The organism is Pseudoduganella rivuli (genome assembly GCF_009674485.1).
Taxonomy (GTDB): Bacteria; Pseudomonadota; Gammaproteobacteria; order Burkholderiales; family Burkholderiaceae_D; genus Rugamonas; species Rugamonas rivuli_B.
In genome coordinates this window covers 1-18,048 of record NZ_WKJJ01000022.1, presented here as the reverse complement: position 1 = coordinate 18,048, position 18,048 = coordinate 1, and the positions used below count along the sequence as shown (strand labels likewise).

11 protein-coding genes are annotated in these 18,048 nt (G+C 67.9%); 3 read left to right on the top strand and 8 right to left on the bottom strand.

Annotated features, from left to right (window positions below; genetic code table 11):
• Positions 1–11: 11 nt before the first annotated feature.
• The 4 genes from tssM to GJ700_RS28130 form a co-directional block, all read right to left on the bottom strand.
• Positions 12–3,692 carry a type VI secretion system membrane subunit TssM gene (gene tssM / locus GJ700_RS28145; protein ID WP_154380291.1) on the bottom strand — a complete coding sequence of 1,227 codons (3,681 nt, stop codon included), beginning with the start codon at positions 3,690–3,692 and terminating at the stop codon, positions 12–14.
• Positions 3,693–3,773: 81 nt separating this feature from the next.
• Positions 3,774–4,508, bottom strand: coding sequence for a M15 family metallopeptidase (locus GJ700_RS28140; RefSeq protein WP_154380289.1), 735 nt, complete (start codon positions 4,506–4,508; stop codon positions 3,774–3,776).
• Positions 4,509–4,565: 57 nt separating this feature from the next.
• On the bottom strand, positions 4,566–5,321 hold the full coding sequence (locus GJ700_RS28135; protein ID WP_229507307.1) for an alpha/beta fold hydrolase: 756 nt from the start codon (positions 5,319–5,321) through the stop codon (positions 4,566–4,568).
• 27 nt (positions 5,322–5,348) lie between these two features.
• The gene (locus GJ700_RS28130) at positions 5,349–6,548 is read right to left on the bottom strand and encodes an MFS transporter (protein WP_229507303.1); all 1,200 of its coding nucleotides are present in this window, start codon (positions 6,546–6,548) and stop codon (positions 5,349–5,351) included.
• Positions 6,549–6,699: 151 nt separating this feature from the next.
• Between GJ700_RS28130 and GJ700_RS28125 the strand changes: the two genes are divergently transcribed.
• Positions 6,700–7,863, top strand: coding sequence for a citrate synthase (locus tag GJ700_RS28125; RefSeq protein WP_195764036.1), 1,164 nt, complete (start codon positions 6,700–6,702; stop codon positions 7,861–7,863).
• Positions 7,864–7,866: 3 nt separating this feature from the next.
• Here GJ700_RS28125 and GJ700_RS28120 read toward each other — a convergent pair whose 3' ends face one another.
• From GJ700_RS28120 to GJ700_RS28110, 3 genes are read right to left on the bottom strand one after another with little or no spacing between them, the layout of a single operon-like run.
• Positions 7,867–8,670, bottom strand: coding sequence for a ParA family protein (locus GJ700_RS28120; RefSeq protein ID WP_154380281.1), 804 nt, complete (start codon positions 8,668–8,670; stop codon positions 7,867–7,869).
• 43 nt (positions 8,671–8,713) lie between these two features.
• The gene (locus GJ700_RS28115; protein WP_154380279.1) at positions 8,714–9,403 is read right to left on the bottom strand and encodes a response regulator; all 690 of its coding nucleotides are present in this window, start codon (positions 9,401–9,403) and stop codon (positions 8,714–8,716) included.
• Between the two features lie 8 nt (positions 9,404–9,411).
• Positions 9,412–11,076: an ATP-binding protein gene (locus GJ700_RS28110; RefSeq protein ID WP_229507302.1), complete on the bottom strand. Its 1,665-nt coding sequence runs from the start codon at positions 11,074–11,076 to the stop codon at positions 9,412–9,414.
• Between the two features lie 130 nt (positions 11,077–11,206).
• On the opposite strand from GJ700_RS28110, the gene GJ700_RS28105 reads away from it, so the two are divergent.
• Positions 11,207–12,847, top strand: a complete 1,641-nt coding sequence (locus tag GJ700_RS28105; protein WP_229507301.1) for a cytochrome C — start codon at positions 11,207–11,209, stop codon at positions 12,845–12,847.
• 79 nt (positions 12,848–12,926) lie between these two features.
• Here the strand turns inward: GJ700_RS28105 and GJ700_RS28100 are convergent, their stop codons facing one another.
• A complete protein-coding gene (locus GJ700_RS28100) occupies positions 12,927–16,148 on the bottom strand; it encodes a DUF748 domain-containing protein (protein ID WP_154380277.1) in 3,222 nt (1,073 codons plus the stop codon).
• A gap of 108 nt (positions 16,149–16,256) precedes the next feature.
• Here GJ700_RS28100 and GJ700_RS35075 point away from each other — a divergent pair.
• The coding region (locus GJ700_RS35075) for a hypothetical protein (RefSeq protein WP_195764035.1) at positions 16,257–18,048 on the top strand (1,792 nt) is incomplete at its 3' end.

Sequence of the window (18,048 nt, the reverse complement as noted above, 5' to 3'; positions counted from 1 at the left end):
TCCTCCGAAACTCAAGGTTTGGACGCCGGGGCCACCGCCAGGGCAGTGGAATCGCGGCCGACGACCACGTCAGGCAATTTCAGGCCAACCAGGCCCTGCTTGCCCCTCTCTCCTTCCGTGCCGGATTCCGGGCTGCTGACCACCTTCAAATCCAGCGCCACCGTCACCCCGCCGGCACTCCAGCGCAAGCCGTGCACGCCGCCATCCTTGCGTTCGCGCACCGCCGCGTCGATCATGCGTTTCAGGCCGAACTGCCCCGCTTCATTGAACAATTCCACCGTGCGGCCATCCTTCGTGACCGCCGAGATGCGGGCGCCCGGCACGCCGCCTTCCGGTCCCGGATGCACCATGCCGTGCCACTGCGGCGCCTGTACTGCGGGCAGTTTGTGCTTCAATTGCTGGCCGTCGATTTCCACCGTGAACTCCGCCACGTCGGACGACGCCTGCGGCATCAGCTGGAACACGGTTTGCGCCGCGCCCTGCCCCATGCCGCCGGCGCCGGGCGGCGCGATCCATGCCGGCAATTGCGCCACCGCCTGCGGCGTCAGCGTGATGCCCATGTCCGCCCACGTGCGCGGCGCCAGCACGTCGCCGCGCCGCACGGCCAGCGGCCCGATCGTGGCCGCGACGAATTTCGCAATGACGCCGGACGGCCCGAAGAATTCGGCGATTTCGCCGGCGCCCGCTTCCACCCGCGCGCCCGGCGTGAACGGATATTTTCCCGCCAGCGCGCGGTTGAACGGCGCGGCCACCTGCTCTTGCCATGTCTTGTTGATTTCCCCTTCGGCCGGTCCCACCAGCGCGGCAAACACCTGCATCAGCGGCCGCACCAGCAATGGCCGCAGCACCAGCAATTGTTCCGGGTTGGCCCCGGCCAGCATTTGCTCGTCGATGTGGCGCAGCGCATCGGCCAGCTCGGAACCGCTGCCTTCCAGCGTTTGCCGCATCAGCAGGTGGGCGCCCGGACCCGCGTCGCCCTGGTTCCGCACCTGGATCAGGCGCGCACGCAGCTTCGACAGCGCCGCCACATAGCCCTGCGCCAGCGACGCGCCGTCGCCCTGCGCCGCGAACAGCCGACCCAGCAGCGACAGTTCGCGCGCAATCGCGCCCGGCGACACTACGGCGTCAGGCGATGCCGCCGACAACGGCATGGAGCCGCTCCATGCGGCCGCGCGCCGCCGCACTTCGCCCGCCATCCAGCCGGACCAGCTGCTGTCGCTGTTGGCCGGCAATGGGGCGTCCCACGCGGTCTGCTCATGCGCCACGGCCAGTACTTTCAATAACGGCGACAGTTGCGGGTCGCCCAGCCGCTGCATCGCCGCCGCGGCCCCCGCGACACCCTGCATGTCCGCCACCGCCACGCCCTGCAGGAATTGCCGCCAGTGTTCGATGTAATCCTTCTTGTAGCGTTCCACCAGCGCCTTGCGCACCTGCTCGGGACTGCCTTCCTGGCTCAGGTCATCTCGGTTGTCCGCCTTCAGCACCCAGTCGCGGCTTTGCAATTCGCCATTGGCCGCGTCCCGGATGGCGGCGTCCACATATTGCCGCCACGCTTCCCGCGTATACGCACCCGGCACCGCGTGGCTGCCCGCCACCAGCGCCTGGTCTTCCGGCCCCACGATGCGCGCCACCGTCATGGACGGGAAGCGCGTGCCGGCACGGGCGCGGATCGCCGCATATACGCGGTCGCGCGCCGGCATGCCCCGCACGGCCCCGCGCAGCGCATTGCGGGCCTGTTCCACCAGCGCCAGCCGGGGCGCGATGCGGGGCCACGCGGGGTCGGCCGATTGCGCCGTATAAAACGCCAGCAGGCGCTCCGCGCTGCGGATCATCTGCTCACGGGGCATGGCGCCCTGGCGCGATTCCAGCCACGCGCGCCAGTGCCGCGCGAGCTGGTCGTTCAGGTGCGCGCTTTCCGCGCGCGCGGGCTCGGCCAGCATCAGGTATGCCTTCAGCGCGTTATAGCCGTCATCGGCGGCGCTGCCCCCGGCAGCCTCGGCTCCCAGCGCGGCCAGTTGCGCTTCCAGGCTGACCGCCGCCGGCAACAGCATCACGTCGCGCGCGCCGCTGAAATACTCGTTGCGCAGCTTGCGTTCCAGCGCCTCGCCCTGGTACAGGCCCAGTCCTGTTTCCCACGGTGTGTCGCGGCGCAGCTTTTCCAGTTGCGCGATGCGCGCTTCCAGCACTTCCAGCGCCTCCAGCCGCGACTGCAAATCATGGCGTCCCGCCTGCAAGCGCTGCGCCTTGTCCAGGTCGGCCTGCACCTGCCCGATCAGGCGCAGGTTGGCCTGATACGACCACGTCCAGCCGGCCAGCAGCGCGCCCAGCACCAGCAGGGCCGCGCCAAACGCCACGTAGCGCAGCCGCATCGCATTGCGGCTCGCGTAGTGCGTGACCAGCGCGCGGTCGGCGAAGATCACGTCGCGGAACAATTGCAGCAGGAAGTAGCCGCGCTTGGCGCCGAGGTCGGGCCCGGGCTGCGCGCACGGTTGCGGTTCCTGCCACGCCAGCGCAAAGCGCTCGGCGATGCGGCGCGACTGGCTGTTCGGCGGCACGCCGTCGCGCAGCGCGCTGGCAAAGTAGAATCCCCGGAACACGAGGCCGTCCTGGAACGGGTTATCTTCAAACAATGCCGCCACAAAGGCGCGTGCGGCGGCCCGCAGCGCCATGAACTCCAGCGGGAAAGCGAGGACACCCGGCTCCGGCGCGCCGCAGCGCGGCTGCGCCAGGATCGCCACGCCCATTTCCTTGATGCCTTCCACCAGCCCGTCATAGGCATGATCGAAGAACGCCAGCACTTCGCGCACGGCGGCGCGGCGTTTATAAGGCATGGTGGCGCCCCACGCGCGTTCGCGTTCGCCGTGGTCGGCCTGCGCAAAGAATTCGCTGAAACCCGCAATGTGGTCGGCTTTGGTAAACAGCACGTACACAGGCGCAAACACTTCCAGCCGCTCCACCATGTCCTGCATGCGCAGGCGCAGGCTGCGCGCCAGTTGCCACGCGCCGTCCGGATCGCCGCGCAATTCGTCGACATCGACGGCCACCACCACGCCGTTCACCGGCGCGCGGGGCCGGTGCTTCTTCAGCAAATCCAGCAAGCCGCGCCATTCATCGCGGCTGCCCTCATCGGCCGCGTAGCGTCCCGCCGTATCGAGCACGATACCTTCGCGTGCAAAGTACCAGTCCAGTTGCGCCGTGCCGCCCGGCGCATGCTCCACTTGCCCCGCTTCGAACGGGAACTGCAGGCCGGAGTGGCGGATCGCGCAGCTCTTGCCCGCCCCCGCACTGCCGATCACCAGGCACCACGGCAACTCGTACAAGGCGCGCGCGCCGGCCAGCTTGCCCATCCGCGAACCGCGCAGCATGGCGACCGCATCCTGCACGCTGTTGCGCAGCGCCTGCGCGGCGGCGTTATCGGGCAGCGGCGGCGGAGACAGCGGCGCGTCCACCGGCGCCGCTGCGGATATTGCCGATGCGGCGGCGCCTTGCCGGCTTTCACGCCATCCGCGCCACCAGCGCCACAGCCGCCATGCGGCCCACGTCATCAACGCCAGCACGGCAATCAGACCGCCCCATAGCGCCGCGGCCCGCAGCGACTCGGCGCCCAGCACCGCATACGCGGCCAGCGCGGCAAAACACAGGATGGCAAGGTGGCGGCTGTCCGCCAGGAAGGTCCACAGTCGTCGCAACATGGCATGCCCGCTTGGAAGCGCCGGACCGGCGAGTGTCCAATGTTGCCAGTTGTCACATTCAGGCTACTTGCGTCAGCGCAATTAATTCCCAATGGCACGCAATTCAACGTGGCCAAAGTCCATCATGGCCCACCGCCCACCCCATTTCAACCCCACCGCTTCGGCGGTTTCGCCATACAGCCGGTAACCGCGCATGGCCCAGGGATCGCGTTCGGAAATCACCAGCTTGCCGCTGCGGACAAACGCACAATCGGCTGCCTGGCCAAACTGGTGGTAACTCTGGTAAGCGCGGGCGCTGGTCACGTGCGGCCCGGCGGCCGCCAGCTGGTCCTGCCGCTGCGGCGAGCGGTAGCCTTCCAGCAGCGCCATGTCATAGCCATGCTGTTCGCGCATGATGCGGAACACTTGCAGCAGGCGCTGGCTGAAACCATCGTCGAGCAGCGCCCAGTCGCGGCTGGCCCCGGCCAGCATGGGGCGCACCAGCGTCACTTCGGCCGTGGTAAAAGCCAGCGGCGGCAACGGCTGCGGCGGCGCCAGGTGTTCGCCGTCCAGCAATTGCGCCACTTGCAGGTTGACGGGGTGGTAGGCCTGCTCACCCGGCGATTCGTCACCACCGGCATCGGACACCAGCCATGCCGCGAGCGGCAAGCCGCCCAGCAGCGTGACGGATGCCACCGCCGCCGCTGCGTGGCGCGCGTGCAGGCGCATGCCGATGGCGCGGACCGCGAGCGCCAGTATGTCGCGCGCGGCGGGAAAAGCCAGCAAGGCGCCCGCCATGCCGGCGCACAGGAACAGCAGCAGCGAATACAGGACCATGGCGCACCTCCGTTGCCGCATCGTATGCGCGGCAACGGTGACGCACCCGGGCGCAGATCAAAGCCGGGAAATAAAGGCGGCCATGGCCGCCAGCGTGGCGTCCGGATTGTCAAGGTGCGGCGTATGGCCGCAATCCGGCAGCATGTGCTCCATCGCGCGCGGGGCACGCGATGCGATGGACGCCAGTTGCGCCGCCGTGCCGTACTGGTCGCCCTCGCCCTGCAGGGCCAGCACAGGGCATGCGATCGACGCCAGCACGCCTTCGATATTCCACTGCGAGAAAGCGGGCGTCAGCCACGTGTCGGCCCACGCGTGGAAGATGGCGCCGGTCTTGTCGCCGTGATAGCGTTCCAGGCCCCGCAGCTTGCCTGCTTCCCACGCATCGAGCGCGGTGCGGATGCCGGCCAGGGTGACGTCTTCGACGAACACGTGGGCCGCTTCCGTCAGCACGCCCAGCAAATTGGCCGGTTGCGCGGCGCCATGCAGCAGCGCGATGCTGCCGCCGTCGGAGTGGCCGATGACGATGTAGGGCCGCGCTGGCAGCAGGCGTTCCAATACCGCCGGCAATTCGATCAGCGTGTATTCGTGCAGGTAATGCACACTGCGCGCCCTGGTCAGTGGGTCGGACAGGCCGTAGCCCAGCCGGTCATACACCAGCCCCGGGCAACCGGCCAGTGCGCACAGGCGTGCGGGGAAATCTTTCCACATGGCCGTACAGCCCAGTCCCTCGTGCAGGAATACCAGCACGGGACGCTGTTGCGGTCCGTCTATCCATTCATAATGCAGGCGGCCATAGCCTTGCAGTTCCACCATCATGCCAGCTCCGAAATGACGATCCCGCTACTGTGCCATAGTTGCAGGAATGGCGCGGCGCAAACCGCATGCCGCGTACAGCAGCAGCACCGTGCCGGCCAGCGCCAGCGCCGGCGACACCCCCAGCCATTCCGCCACCACGCCCCATGCGGCGCTGCCCACGGTCTGTCCCAGCGCCATCGCCAGCAGGTAGACGGACAAGGTGCGGGCCCGCACCGACGATGGAAACGCGGATTGCGCGGCGCCGTTCAGGGTCGAGATCATCGCTGCCCACGCCATGCCGCCCGCCATCACCAGCGGCGCCAGCAGGGCCGGATGGCGCACCAGCGGCAACGTGGCCAGCATCGCGCCAAACAGCGCCAGCGAAACGGCCACCAGCACATGGCGCGGATAACGGACGCGCAACGCCGGCAGCACGAACGGCGCGGCAATGGCGCCGGCGCTGAGCAACGCCATCAGGCCGCCATACATGCCCGCTTCCCGCTGCAACACGTCGCGCACATACAGCGGCAGCAGCGCCATGAATGCCACCGCGCCAAACAGCGCACACGCGGTGTGGCGCAGCAGGCGGCGGTAGTCCGCCGCGCCGAACGCGGCACGCAGCCCGGCTCGGAAGGCGTCCATGCTGACGGTGGCGCCCGCGCGCGGCGCGTCCGGGCTGCGCTGCCATGCGTAATACACGGCCAGCAAGCCCGTCATCGACAATGCGGTAAAGGCAAACAGCGGCGCCGCGCCGCACCACGCGAACAGTGCGCCGCCCAGCGCCGGGCCGGCCGTGGCGGCGACGTTGTAGCTGAGGTTATTCAGCGTGGCCGCCGCCTCGACTTCGTCCGGCGCCACCAGCAGCGACGTGACGGCATGCCATGCGGGCCACATGAATGCCTGTGCCGTCCCCATCATGAACACCAGCGCCAGTACCGACCACGCGGACGCCTGCCCGCCGGCCGCCAGCACCGCCATCAATGCGGCGGCCAGCGCCCTGAACGCATTGACGGCCAACAGCAGCCGCGCGCGCGGCGCGGCATCGGCCACCACGCCGGCCAGCAAGCCAAACACCAGCATCGGCGCGCAAGCGGCCGCCTGCACCAGCGCCGTCATGTGGGACGACGGATCGCCGGATGCCACCAGCCACGCCGCCGCGAAGGTCTGCGTCCACGTGCCGAGATTCGACACCAGGCTGGCCAGCCACAGCTGGCGGAAGCGGGCATGCCGCAATGGCTGCAGCATGGGGATTTTGCGCGCGGAACTCGTTGCTGTATCAGGCGTTGCAACCCGGTTGAGCTTATGCATAGAATAATCTCCAGACAATGTGCAGCCAGTCTGGCGGTGCGTCGCCACGGGGTCAATCTTGATCCGGCGAATCAATATGAATAAATTTATGAACAAAACAATCACGGCGCGCGAAGCGGCGGCCATCCTCGGCGTCAGCCCCGCCACCCTGTATTCGTACGTAAGCCGGGGTTTGCTGTCGTCCAGCAGCGACAGTGGCGTCCGCGCGAAGCGCTATGCGCACGACGACGTGCTGCGCCTGGCCGCCCGGCGCGGCGACGGCAAGCGCGCCGGCCATGCGGTGGCGGCAGCATTGAGCTGGGGCGTGCCGGTGCTGGAAACGCGCATTGCGCACGTGGATGGCGGGCGGCTGTATTACCGGGGGACCGATGCGTGCCGGATGGCGGACCAGGCGACGCTGGAACAGGCCGCGACCTTGCTGTGGCAGCCGTGGCTGGGGGACGGCGCGGCGGGCAGCGCACAGCGCCCGGTCACGCCTGCGACCGGTAGCCAGGATGCGCTGTTCAAGGCAGCCTCCTCGCTGGCTCCGCTACCGCGCGCCATGGCGCTGCTGCCCCTGTTTGCCACCGAGGAGATGGAGGCCGATCCCATGGCGCTGCTGCGCCTGACGGCCAGCCTGCTATTGGGTACACCGGCCAGCGAACAGCCGCTGCACCAGCAAGCCGCCACTGCGTGGGGACTCGGCAGTGCGGCGGCCGACGTGCTGCGCGCCGCGCTGGTCGTGCTGGCCGACCATGAACTGAACAATTCCGCGTTCACCGTGCGCTGCGCGGCGTCGAGCGGCGCGGCGTTGCCGCTGGTGCTGTGCGCGGGCCTTGCCGCGCTGTCCGGCCCCGAGCATGGCGGCCACTACGCGTTGGCCAAGGCCGTGCTGCTGCGCGAAGCGGCGGCGCCAGGTAGCGCCGCCGTGACAGCGATGACACCGGGCTTTGGCCACCCGCTATACCCGGATGGCGATATCCGCGCCGCGTACCTGATGGCGAGGCTGCAAGCGCATGACGGCCCGGCGTGCGCGCCCTATGCGGCGCTGGCGGCGCGCGCCGGCGCCACGCCGCGGGCGCAGCCGAGCTCGGACTTCGCGCTGGCCGCACTGGAACTGGTGCTGGGATTACCGGACGGCGCCACGCTGGCGCTGCTGGCGATGGCGCGCACGGCGGGCTGGATCGCCCATGCGCTGGAACAGCGCGCCGATGGCCGCCAAATGATCCGGCCCCGCGCGCGCTATGTGGGAGAATTTGGCGGAGCGTCGTGAAGCTCAGCCGCGCTTGCGTTTCTTCGAGGCGGCGGCTTGCGCCGCTTCCAGTTCGTCGTACAGCGCTTCGAATTCCTGCGACAGCTTGTGGCGCGCATCCAGATGGATCATCGGCAGGCGGCGCTCGTGCGATTCGCGCACCTTGATGGAACTCGACAGTTTGCTGTTCAGCACCGGCAAGCCTTCGGCCAGCAATTCGTCGACCATGCGCTGCGGCAGGTTGGCGCGCGGCTGGAACTGGTTGACGATAATGCCTTCGATGTCCAGCGCCTGGTTATGGTCGGCCTTGATTTCACCCACATTGTTCATCAATGTGTACAGCGCCTGGCGCGAGAAATCGTCGCAGTCGAACGGGATCAGGCACGTGTCGGCCGCGATCAGCGCCGATTGCGTAAAGAAGTTGTAGGCGGGAGGCGTATCGATGAAGATTTCCTCGTACTCTTTTTCCAATTCGGACAGCGCGTCGCGCAGCTTGTAGATCTTGTGGCGCGATTCCAGCTTCGATTGCAGTTCGCCGATTTCCGGGTGCGACGGCACCAGTGACAGGTTGTCGAAACCCGTTTCATGCACATAGCCGCGCGCGGACAGCGAAAACACCATGAAATTCAGGGTTTGCTCGAAATAGCCCGCGATCGTGGGGGTGATCTCCTTGGCCGCCTCGCCCAGCAGGTAGCGGCTCGAATTGCATTGCGGGTCAAGGTCGATCAGCAGCGTTTTTTTGCCGCGGTTGGCCGCAATGGCGGCCAGGTTGACCGCGATGGTGGATTTGCCGACGCCACCCTTCTGGTTGAAAATCACTCGTTTCATCACGCACCTGCCCCGTTGGTCATTGTTGGTCCAGCGGGGGATTTTAGCAGAGTGGCAATTCGAATCTGTAGCCTACGCCATACACTGATTGCAGGCACTCTGCCGCCACCGGCCTGGCCGCCAGCTTGCGGCGGATGTTCTTGATGTGCGAATCGACGGTGCGGTCGCTGATGTCGCGCTGGTCTTCATGGGCCACATCGAGCAATTGCTGGCGCGAATACACGCGATCGGGGTGTTCGATCAGCTCAGCCAGGATACGGAATTCCACCGGCGTCAGTGTCAGCGCCGCCCCCGCGAGCAGGATGCGCATGCGGTCGCGGTCCACCGCGAACAGCGGCGCGGCCGCCTGCTGCGCCAGGGCGCCGGAGGCGCGCCGCAATTGCGCACGCACCCGCGCCACCACTTCGCGCGGGCTGAATGGCTTGCAGACATAATCGTCCGCGCCAGCGTCCAGGCCCAGCAAACGGTCCACCTCATCGACACGGGCCGTCAGCATGATGATGGGCGCCTGCGAAAACGTGCGCACGGCGCGGCACACTTCCAACCCGTCCAGCCCCGGTAAATTCAAATCCAGCAACACCACGTCCGCGCCGTCCGCGCGCAACGCGTCCACCGCCTGCGCGCCATCCATGATGCGGGTGGCGCGGTAGCCCGCCGCCTCCATGTAGTCGCCCAGCAGGGCCGAGATTTTCGCGTCGTCTTCGACGATCACGATGTGTGCTGCAGAGTCCATTCCATTCCTTATTGATTCGATACCGCCAGCAACGGCAGCGTGAGGCGGATGCGGATACCGCCGTGTTCGGACGGCAGCGCCACGATGGCGCCGCCATGCGCCTCCACCATCGCCTTGCAGATCGCCAGCCCCAGCCCGCTGCCGCCCCGCTCGCGCGTACGGGCCTGGTCGACCCGGTACAGCCGCTCGAACAGCCGCGCATGGGCGCCGGGCGGCACGCCGGGCGCGCTGTCGTCGACCGTGATTTCCGCCTGGTCCTGGCGGCCGTCATGCCGCATCCGCAACGCCAGCACGATCACACCGCCACGGTCCGTATAGCGGATACTGTTTTCCAGCAGGTTGACGATCACCTGCTCCAGCCGGCGGGCATCGGCGCTGACCATGACCGGCTGCGGCGGCAAGTCCCAGCGCAGCGCCAGTCCGGCGGCCGCCGCGCGCGGCCGGCAGCGTTCCAGCAACGGCAACAGCATGGGCTGCAATTCCAGCGTTTGCATTTCAAAATGCAGATCGCCCGTGTCGGCCAGCGCCAGCTGGTGCAAATCGTCCACCAGCTTGGTCAGGCGCAGCACTTCGCCATGCAGCGATTCCAGCGCATGCTGGTCCGCCTTGCGCACGCCATCGATCAGCGCTTCGATCTCGCCCCGGATCACCGTCAGCGGCGTGCGCAGTTCGTGCGACACGTCCGCCAGCATTTGCCGCCGCTGCGTTTCATTGCGCTCCAGTTCCTGCGCCATGCTGTTGACGTGCAGCGCCAGCTCGCCCAGTTCGTCGCGGCTCAACACCGGTGCGCGCGCGGCCAGTTCGCCCCGCGCCAGCCGCGCCGTCACGCCGTGCAGCGCGGCCACGGGACGCAGCATGTGGCGCGCCAGTCCCACCGCCAGCGCCATCGCCGCCAGCAGCAGCGCGCCGGACAACAGCAGGATGTCGCGCGTTTGCGTGCGCAGGAAATTGGCCGCGGTCGCGTTCTGGCCGCCGGCCTGGCGCAACAGCAGCAATTGTACGGTGCCGACCTTGCGGCCGTCGACCATGATGGGGCGCTCGATGCCGGGCGGCGGATTGCGCGGCCCCATCAGCGACTCGCCATATTCATCCTTGACCGTCAGGCGCGCGGCAAACGCCATCGGGTCCTGGATCTCGCGGGGACGGGGCGGCCGGGGCGCATCGTCGCGGCGCGGCGGACGCTCGCCGTCGGCGCGGCGCGGCGGGCCATAGGCATTGCGGCCATTGTCGCGGGGCGGCCCGCGCCCTTCCGGATCGTCGGGCGGGCCCAGGCGCTGGCCGTCGCGCGCCTCCGGCCGGTCCGGCGGCCCATCGGCGCCGCGCCCGCGTTCCCGCTCACGCCCGGCTTCCCGGTCGCGGCGCCGTTCGCCCGGCGCATCCGGCTCCATCTGCAACTGCGGGGCCATCTGGTCCAGCACTTCCCGCAGGGCGCGCGGCCGGTGGCGCAGCCATTCGAAATCGCCTTCGCGCCGGTAGCGCTCCGCCAGCAGCTTGCTGACCTGGTCCAGGTCCTGTTCCTGCATCTCGTTCAGGTAAGCGATAAAGCCCCGCTGCAGGTTGGCATTGGTCAGCCACGCCATCGTGCCGATGCACAGGATAACGATAGCCGCCACCGCCAGTGCGATCTTGCGCGCAATGGTCAGGCGGACGACAGGTGGCTGGAGAGGGCTCATGCCGCCATCATACCTGCCGAATGTGCAGCAAATGTGCAGGCGTGGCGGAATTTTCCCGCGCGGGTTTCCTCCATTTTTGCTCCATATTCCGGGTCCACGATGTTTCCTGTCAGAACTTATCAAGGAGACCATGATGCGACCCACCCAACGATACGGCGCGCTGCTTCCCGGCTTGATTGCCGCGATGCTGGCCAGCGTACTGGCCGGCTGCGGCGGCTCGGCGGACCAGGCCAGCGTGGCGGCGGCCCGCCAGGGCGGCGCTCCGGCGGCCGAGGCGCTGTCCGATGCCAGCGCCCCGGCCACCGCTGAAGCGGATACAAGCGTGACGGCAAGCGCAGATACCAGCGCCGACACGGCCGGCGCCACGCGCCGCGTTGCGCAGGGCGCACCCGTACCGCCATCGCCGCAACCCAACGCGGACGGTACCGCGCTGACAACCACGGCATCGGGCCTGATCGACACGTCCAACGCCTTCTTCACGCCGATGGGCAATGGCCGCAGCTGCGCCAGCTGCCACGCTGAAAACAGCGGCTGGAGCGTGACGCCCAACCGACTGCAACAGCGCTTTGCCGTCAGCGCCGGCGCCGACCCGGTATTCCGCCCGGTCGATGGCGCCAACAGCCCGAACGCACCGGTCGCCACGCTGGACCAGAAACGCGTGGCCTACAGCATGCTGCTGACCAAAGGCTTGATCCGTGTGGGGCAAGCCATGCCCGCCAACGCGGAATTCTCGCTGGTGCGCACCGACGATCCGTACGGCTACGCCAGCGCCAAGGAATTGTCGCTGTTCCGCCGCCCGCTGCCATCGACCAACCTGAAATTCGTCAGCACCCTCATGTGGGACGCGCGTGAAACCCGCACCGTGGCCGCCGGTACGGCCGGCGCCAGCTGCATCCTCAATGCCAATCCGGCGCTGTGCTACGCCACCGTCGACAGCGGCTTGCTGACGCAGGCCAGCGACGCCGTGCGGGGCCACGCGGAAGCGGCGCGCGAACTGACTGCCGCCGAACAGCGCGCCATCGTGAATTTCGAAGCGGGCCTCGTCACCGCGCAATCGACCAGCGCTACCGCCGGCAGCCTGACCGATGCGGGCGCCACCGGCGGCCCTGCCGCGCTGTCGGCACAAGCGTTTTATTTCGGCATCAATGACCTGGAAGCGGGCGACTACCGCACCCGCGCCACCTTCAACCGCAACGCGATGTCCATGTTCGGCGCATGGCGCAACCTCGATGCGCCGCCGCGGCCGGCTCCGGGTCAGCGTCCGCCGGCACAACCGGCGCAAGCGACCGCGCAAAACGTGGCGCGCGCTTCGATCGCGCGGGGCGAGCAATTGTTCAACAATCGCCCCTTCACCATCAACCGCGTGGCCGGCTTCACGGACCAGCTGCGCGTGCCGAACCGCGTCACCTGTTCCAGCTGCCACAGCGCGCCCAATGCGGGCAGTCATTCGACGCCGCTGCTGGTCGACATCGGCGTGGCCGACGCGCGCTTCCGCACGCCGGACATGCCGCTGTACACGTTGCGTAACAACGTGACGGGCGAGACGGTCGACACCACCGATCCGGGCCTGGCGCTGCAAACGGGCCGCTGGCGCGATATCGGCCGCATGAAAGTGCCGACCCTGCGCGGCCTGGCGGCACGGGCGCCGTATTTCCACAATGGTTCGCAGGGCGACCTGGCCGGCGTGGTGCGGTTCTATGACCGGCGCTTCCAGATCGGCCTGACGCAGCAGGAAGTGGCGGATCTGAGCGCGTTCCTGCGGGCGCTGTAATCGCACATGGCGGTTTCCGCCTTGCGGAAGCCGCCATGCATGCAGACAGCGGGCAAACCGAATGTGATACGTACGCCGCTCAACGCAACGTAAACTCCGCCTTGCAGGCTCCCTCCTTCGCGGCGGTCAGGAACATGCGTTCGGCCGGCACCCCATGCTTCATCAGCCAGTCTTTCGCCGACTGCGCCCGCTTGTGGGCCAGCGCAGTCAAGTCATCGTCATCGATGACGATGGCGGCCAGCATGGCTTGCTCCATTTCCGCCGGCGGCACCGACTTTTGCAGGCCCAGCGCATTGCGCGGCTTGGGCAGCGGTTCGGCGGCATAGGCGCGCGCCAGCAGCGCCGGGCGCTCCTCCGCCGTCACCGTCACGCCGCCATCGGGCGCGCTCTTGTTTTTCGCTTGCAAGTCGCGCTGCTTCACCGTGCGCAGCTTGCGCTCCAGCGCCAGCTGGCGCAGCGCGCCCGTGTCCGTGGCCGGGTCATAGCGCCCGCCGATGTCGAGTTTCAGGCCGGGACGCTCATTCAATGCGCGGGCCAGCGGCGCCAGCTTTTCCTCGCCCGCCGGCGCCACGCTGGCGTGCCCCGCCTCGAATGCCAGCGCCGCCATGTCTTCGCCACTGCCCCCGAACAGCGATGCAATGAAAGTGAACGGCGCCGTCACGGTTTTCATCACCGCGTTGCCAATCACCTTCATGATGATGCCGCCCAGCGAAAACTGCGGGTCGTCCAGCGAGCCGCCGATCGGCACGTTGATGTCGATCACGCCGTTACGGTCGGACAGCAGCGCCACCGCGAGGCCCACCGGTAACCTGGTGGCGTCCGGATTCGTGCTTTCCTTGCCGAACGTAAGCTGGTCGAGGATCAGGCGGTTTTCCGCCGTCAGCTTGCGGTCGTCCAGCTTATACGCCACTTCAAACGACAGCTTGCCCTTTTCAATGCCATAGCCGACGTACTTGTCCGCATAGGCCGACAGCGCCGCCAGTTCCATGCCGCGCACGTCCGCCTTCACATCCAGGTATAAGTCCTTGCGCAGCGGCTGCACCTTGCCGCCAATCGACAGCGGCGCGCTGTTGACGTTGCCCTTGATGTCCACGTTGGCCAGCGACGATGGATCGGACGTCAGTCCGGTCACCGTGCCGCCCAGGTCTTTCAGGTTGGCCGTGTAATTGGGCTTGATGAAGTTGTCCGTGAAGCGCACGCGCCCGCCGGACAATTGCAACTGGCCGATGCGGATCGGCGGCATCGGCGACGATGCCGCCGGCACCGCGGCCACCTTCGTATCCGGCTTGCCGGGCGTGGCCCTGGCGTCGCCGCGCTGCGCCACGGGCTGCTGTTTCGCATCCTGCGCGCGGTTCTTCGCATCGGTCAGGCTGCGGTCTTCATTGGCAGCCGTCCGCATCACGTCCTGCACGTTGATACGGCCATTCGGATCGATAATCACACGCGCAAAGAAATCGGACAGCGCAACCTTGTCAACACTGAGCGCGAACGGTGCCAGCTGCACATCCATGCCGCCAAACGCCAGCGATTTCCAGCTGAGGAAGTCCGCATCGTTCAGCCGGTCGACAGTGGTCAACCGGTCGACGCTGGCGTCGCCCTTGTAGCCCCCCTTGATGGCGCCGCCCTGCTCCGCCAGTTTCAAGCGCCCCCTGGTGGACACGGCCGCTTGCGCCACGCGCAGATTCACGTGCTCGGCGATCAGCGCCTGCAGCGGCTGCAAATCCAGGTTCTTCAATTCCAGCGCCAGGTCCGCATCCAGCGGCGCGGCAGCCAGGCTGCCGCTGACACCGAGCTTGCCGCTGCGGTTGATGGTGGCAGCCAGTTCGATCTCGCTGCGCGACGCCGGGGCGTTCGACCAGCCCTTCACCATCAATTGCAGCGGCGACAAGGCCAGCGCCAGCGGCTGGCCGCGGCTCGCATCGTCCACGTTGACGCTCCAGCCCTGCACCGCGATTTTTCCGACCTGTACCTGGTAAGGCTGGTCGCCGCCCGCGGCGGGAGCGGCAGCCGCCGGCGCCTCGGCCGTGCGCGCGCCCTGCGCGTAGGTCAGCGCCGCGCCGCCGGACACCGCTTCGCCGACCGCCACCATGCGCTTGCCGGTGTCGACGGCGATATCGCGCACGTCCAGGTCGAAGCGCTGCACGCCGGCTTTCAGCGCGCTGTACGGCGCGGCGTCGGCATAGCGCAGCGCCGCGTTGCGGATCGCCACTTCCTTCACCGCCACCAGGATCGGCGCCGGCTTGTCCTTCGCCGGCGGCGCGGCAGGAGACGACGAAGCGGCAGATGCCGGCGGCAGCAAACGGTCCAGGTTCAACTGGCCGCCCGCATCGCGCAGCAGCGCCGCATCCAGCCCGTCGAGGCCGATCTTTGCAATCGCATAACGGCCCACCAGCGGATCGAGCTTGTCCAGCTTTGCCGACAGTTGCGTGAATTTCAGTACGGGCGCGCCATCGGCGCCCCGCAGGTCCACGTTCGACAGTGCCGCGTCGCCGCCCAGCGCCAGCGACGACGCACCGGCTTTCGGCTGCACGAAACTGGCCGTCAGGCGCGCATCCAGCCTTGCCGTCGGCAACTTGAACGCAGGCTTGAATGGCAGGTAACCCAGCAAGGGCGCCAAGTCCAGCTTGTCCAGCTTCAGTTCCGCCGCGAATTCGCGCTGTTCCGCATAGGGTTTCGCCTTGCCCTGGATGTGCAGCGGCGCGCCATCGATAGTGGCCGACAGCAGCGGTTCGACATAGACATTCACGTCGGCCGGCATCGACGAAATGAAGGGCAAGCCCAGTTGCAAGCCTTCCACCTTGTGCAGTGCGCGCGCCGGCTTGTCGTCGAAGGCAATGCGGCCATTGGCCAGTTCGATGTTATTGACGGAAAACAGCGCCGGTTCCTTCGACGGCGGCTGGGCCGCCATCCATTGCAGGATGTCATCGATGCTGTATTGGCCGTTATCGCCACGCACCAGGTGCACGTAGGGCGATTGCAGTTTGACTTTTTCCACCACCGGCGCGAGGCGCCGCAGCGATTGCCACGACAGGCCGGCTTCGAAGGCGTCGAAGGACACGAATACGGCTGAGCCGTCCGGCTCCATCAGTTTCACGTCGCGCAGCGCCGCCGTCAGCTTGAACGGGTTGAATTCAACCTGGCCGATGGCCAGCTTGCGGTGGAACTGTTGCTGCGCCATTTTTTCCGCCTGCGATGCCACAATGGCGGGGACGGCAAAAAAACCCACTGCCGCATAGGTGGCGGTCAGGGCGGCGGCAATGCCGCCGGCGATGGCGAGCTTCCGCAGAATTTTCGACTTCATGTTGTTCTTCTTGTGTTGGTTGATGGCAATACACTACCATTGTACAGGGGCGGCGGCGCTGTCCCGCGCACTGACACCTGTCCCCGTAACTGTTTCCGGAGCCCGACCTTGGCCAATTTAGTGATGAAATGCGGCAAGCCGCGCATCCTGTTTACCCTGCTGGCGGCGCTGTCGGCCGCTCCTGCCTGGGCCGCCGGCTTCCCCATCGCCACCTCCGGCGACGGACAATGGGTATTCCGCACCGATGCCCGCAACCAGTTGCACCGCAGCGCGGCGGGCGGCGCCACCACCGATTCCACGGTCGCGCTGCCGGTCCAGGCGCAGGCTTTGTCGGCCAGCGCGGACGGGCGCACGGTGGCGTACACCAGCCGCCATGCACCGGGCTGTATCGGCCTCGCCACATTCGGCGATGGCCGCAGCCATGGCGGCAAGGCCACGTGGCTGCGGCTGGACGGCGCCGTCGGCGGTCCCGCCTGCGTGTCGCAGGCCGGCCCCGGCCCGGCGGCGATGCCGATGGCAATGTCCGGCGACGGCAAGCGCATCGCGCTGGGCGGCGCCCAGGTACGGGTGCTGGAATTGCCGGGGATGCGCAATACGCTGACCATCCCCACCGGCGGCGACGCCGTACTGGAATTGCGCTTTATCGATGAGAGCCGCAAGCTGCTGGTGGCGCAGCGCGCCGCCAACGGCGAACTGCGATTCGCCACCTGGGACATCGGCCGCCGCGAATTGTTCAGTTATCAGCGCGTCGCCGCCCCGGCCGGCCCCGCGTCCAGTTATGCCTGGCATTTTGCCGAAGCCACGGGCGACCTGTGGCTGGTGCCGCCGGCCGGCGCCATCACGTCCGTCAACCTGGGCACGGCGCGCGGCAAGAAAGCCAAAGCCGCCGCGCCACAAGCCGTGACGCCGCTGGCCGTCAACGTCAAGCAATGCGGCCGCCAGCGCGGCGCGGCGCCATTGCATGCCGCCGATGGCGGCTGGCAGGCATCGGCCGCCGATCCCCGTGGCCGCTGGCTGGCCACGGTCACGCGCGAAGCCGATGACACGGGCCGCCGCAACCGCTCACGCCTGACCGTGCAGGATGCCCGCAGCGGCCGCATCGTCACGGAGCGGCTGGTGGAAGGCGACCTGCAAGCGCTGGCGCCATCGGCCAACGGCAACATGCTGTACGGCGTGCTGGGTGTGCCGGTACAGGATGGCGTGCAGCGGGCCGGCTTTGCCCAGCCGGACGGCGGCCAGTTGCTGGCGTTCGACCTGGCGGCCGACCTGGGCGCGGCGGCCCAGCAGCCGGATGCGCCATGGGCGGCGCGGCGCTGTCCGATCGAGGATGAAGCGCCGCAGGCGCGCGACATCGCGCAGGATTTGCAGCCGCCGGAAGCGCAATACACGGTCACCCTGCCGGCCGATGCGCCCGATATCAGTGGCCGCTTGTGCCACGGCGACGAATGGTGGCATCCCGGTATCGCCAGTGAGCGGATCAAACAGTGGGGTGTGGGATCCGACGGCAAGGTCTGGGTCGACCGCGTCAACCAGCTGGAACGGCTGGACAAGGATACCGGCCAGGCTGCCGGCCGCATCACGACGCCGCGCACGGACAAGGTGTGCAGCATTCCCCTGTATGACGCCCAGCAATTCCTGCTGTGGCAAGGCGATTCGGTCAGCCTGCGCGGCTTCACGGGCGGCGCCACGACGATGCTGGTCAACAAGCCGGGCTGGCATGCCGACAGCGTGGTGCGGCTGGGCGACAAGCTGGGCGTGCGCTGGGTGAAGGCGGAGCCGCCGGCCAGCCTGGCGATCCTGCCAGTCGCCGCACCGGTGGCGCCACCGGCCGCCAATCCGGGTGCGCCGGCTGCGCCGGCCGCCGCAGCGGCGCCGGCCGCAGCCCCCCCTGCCGCATCGG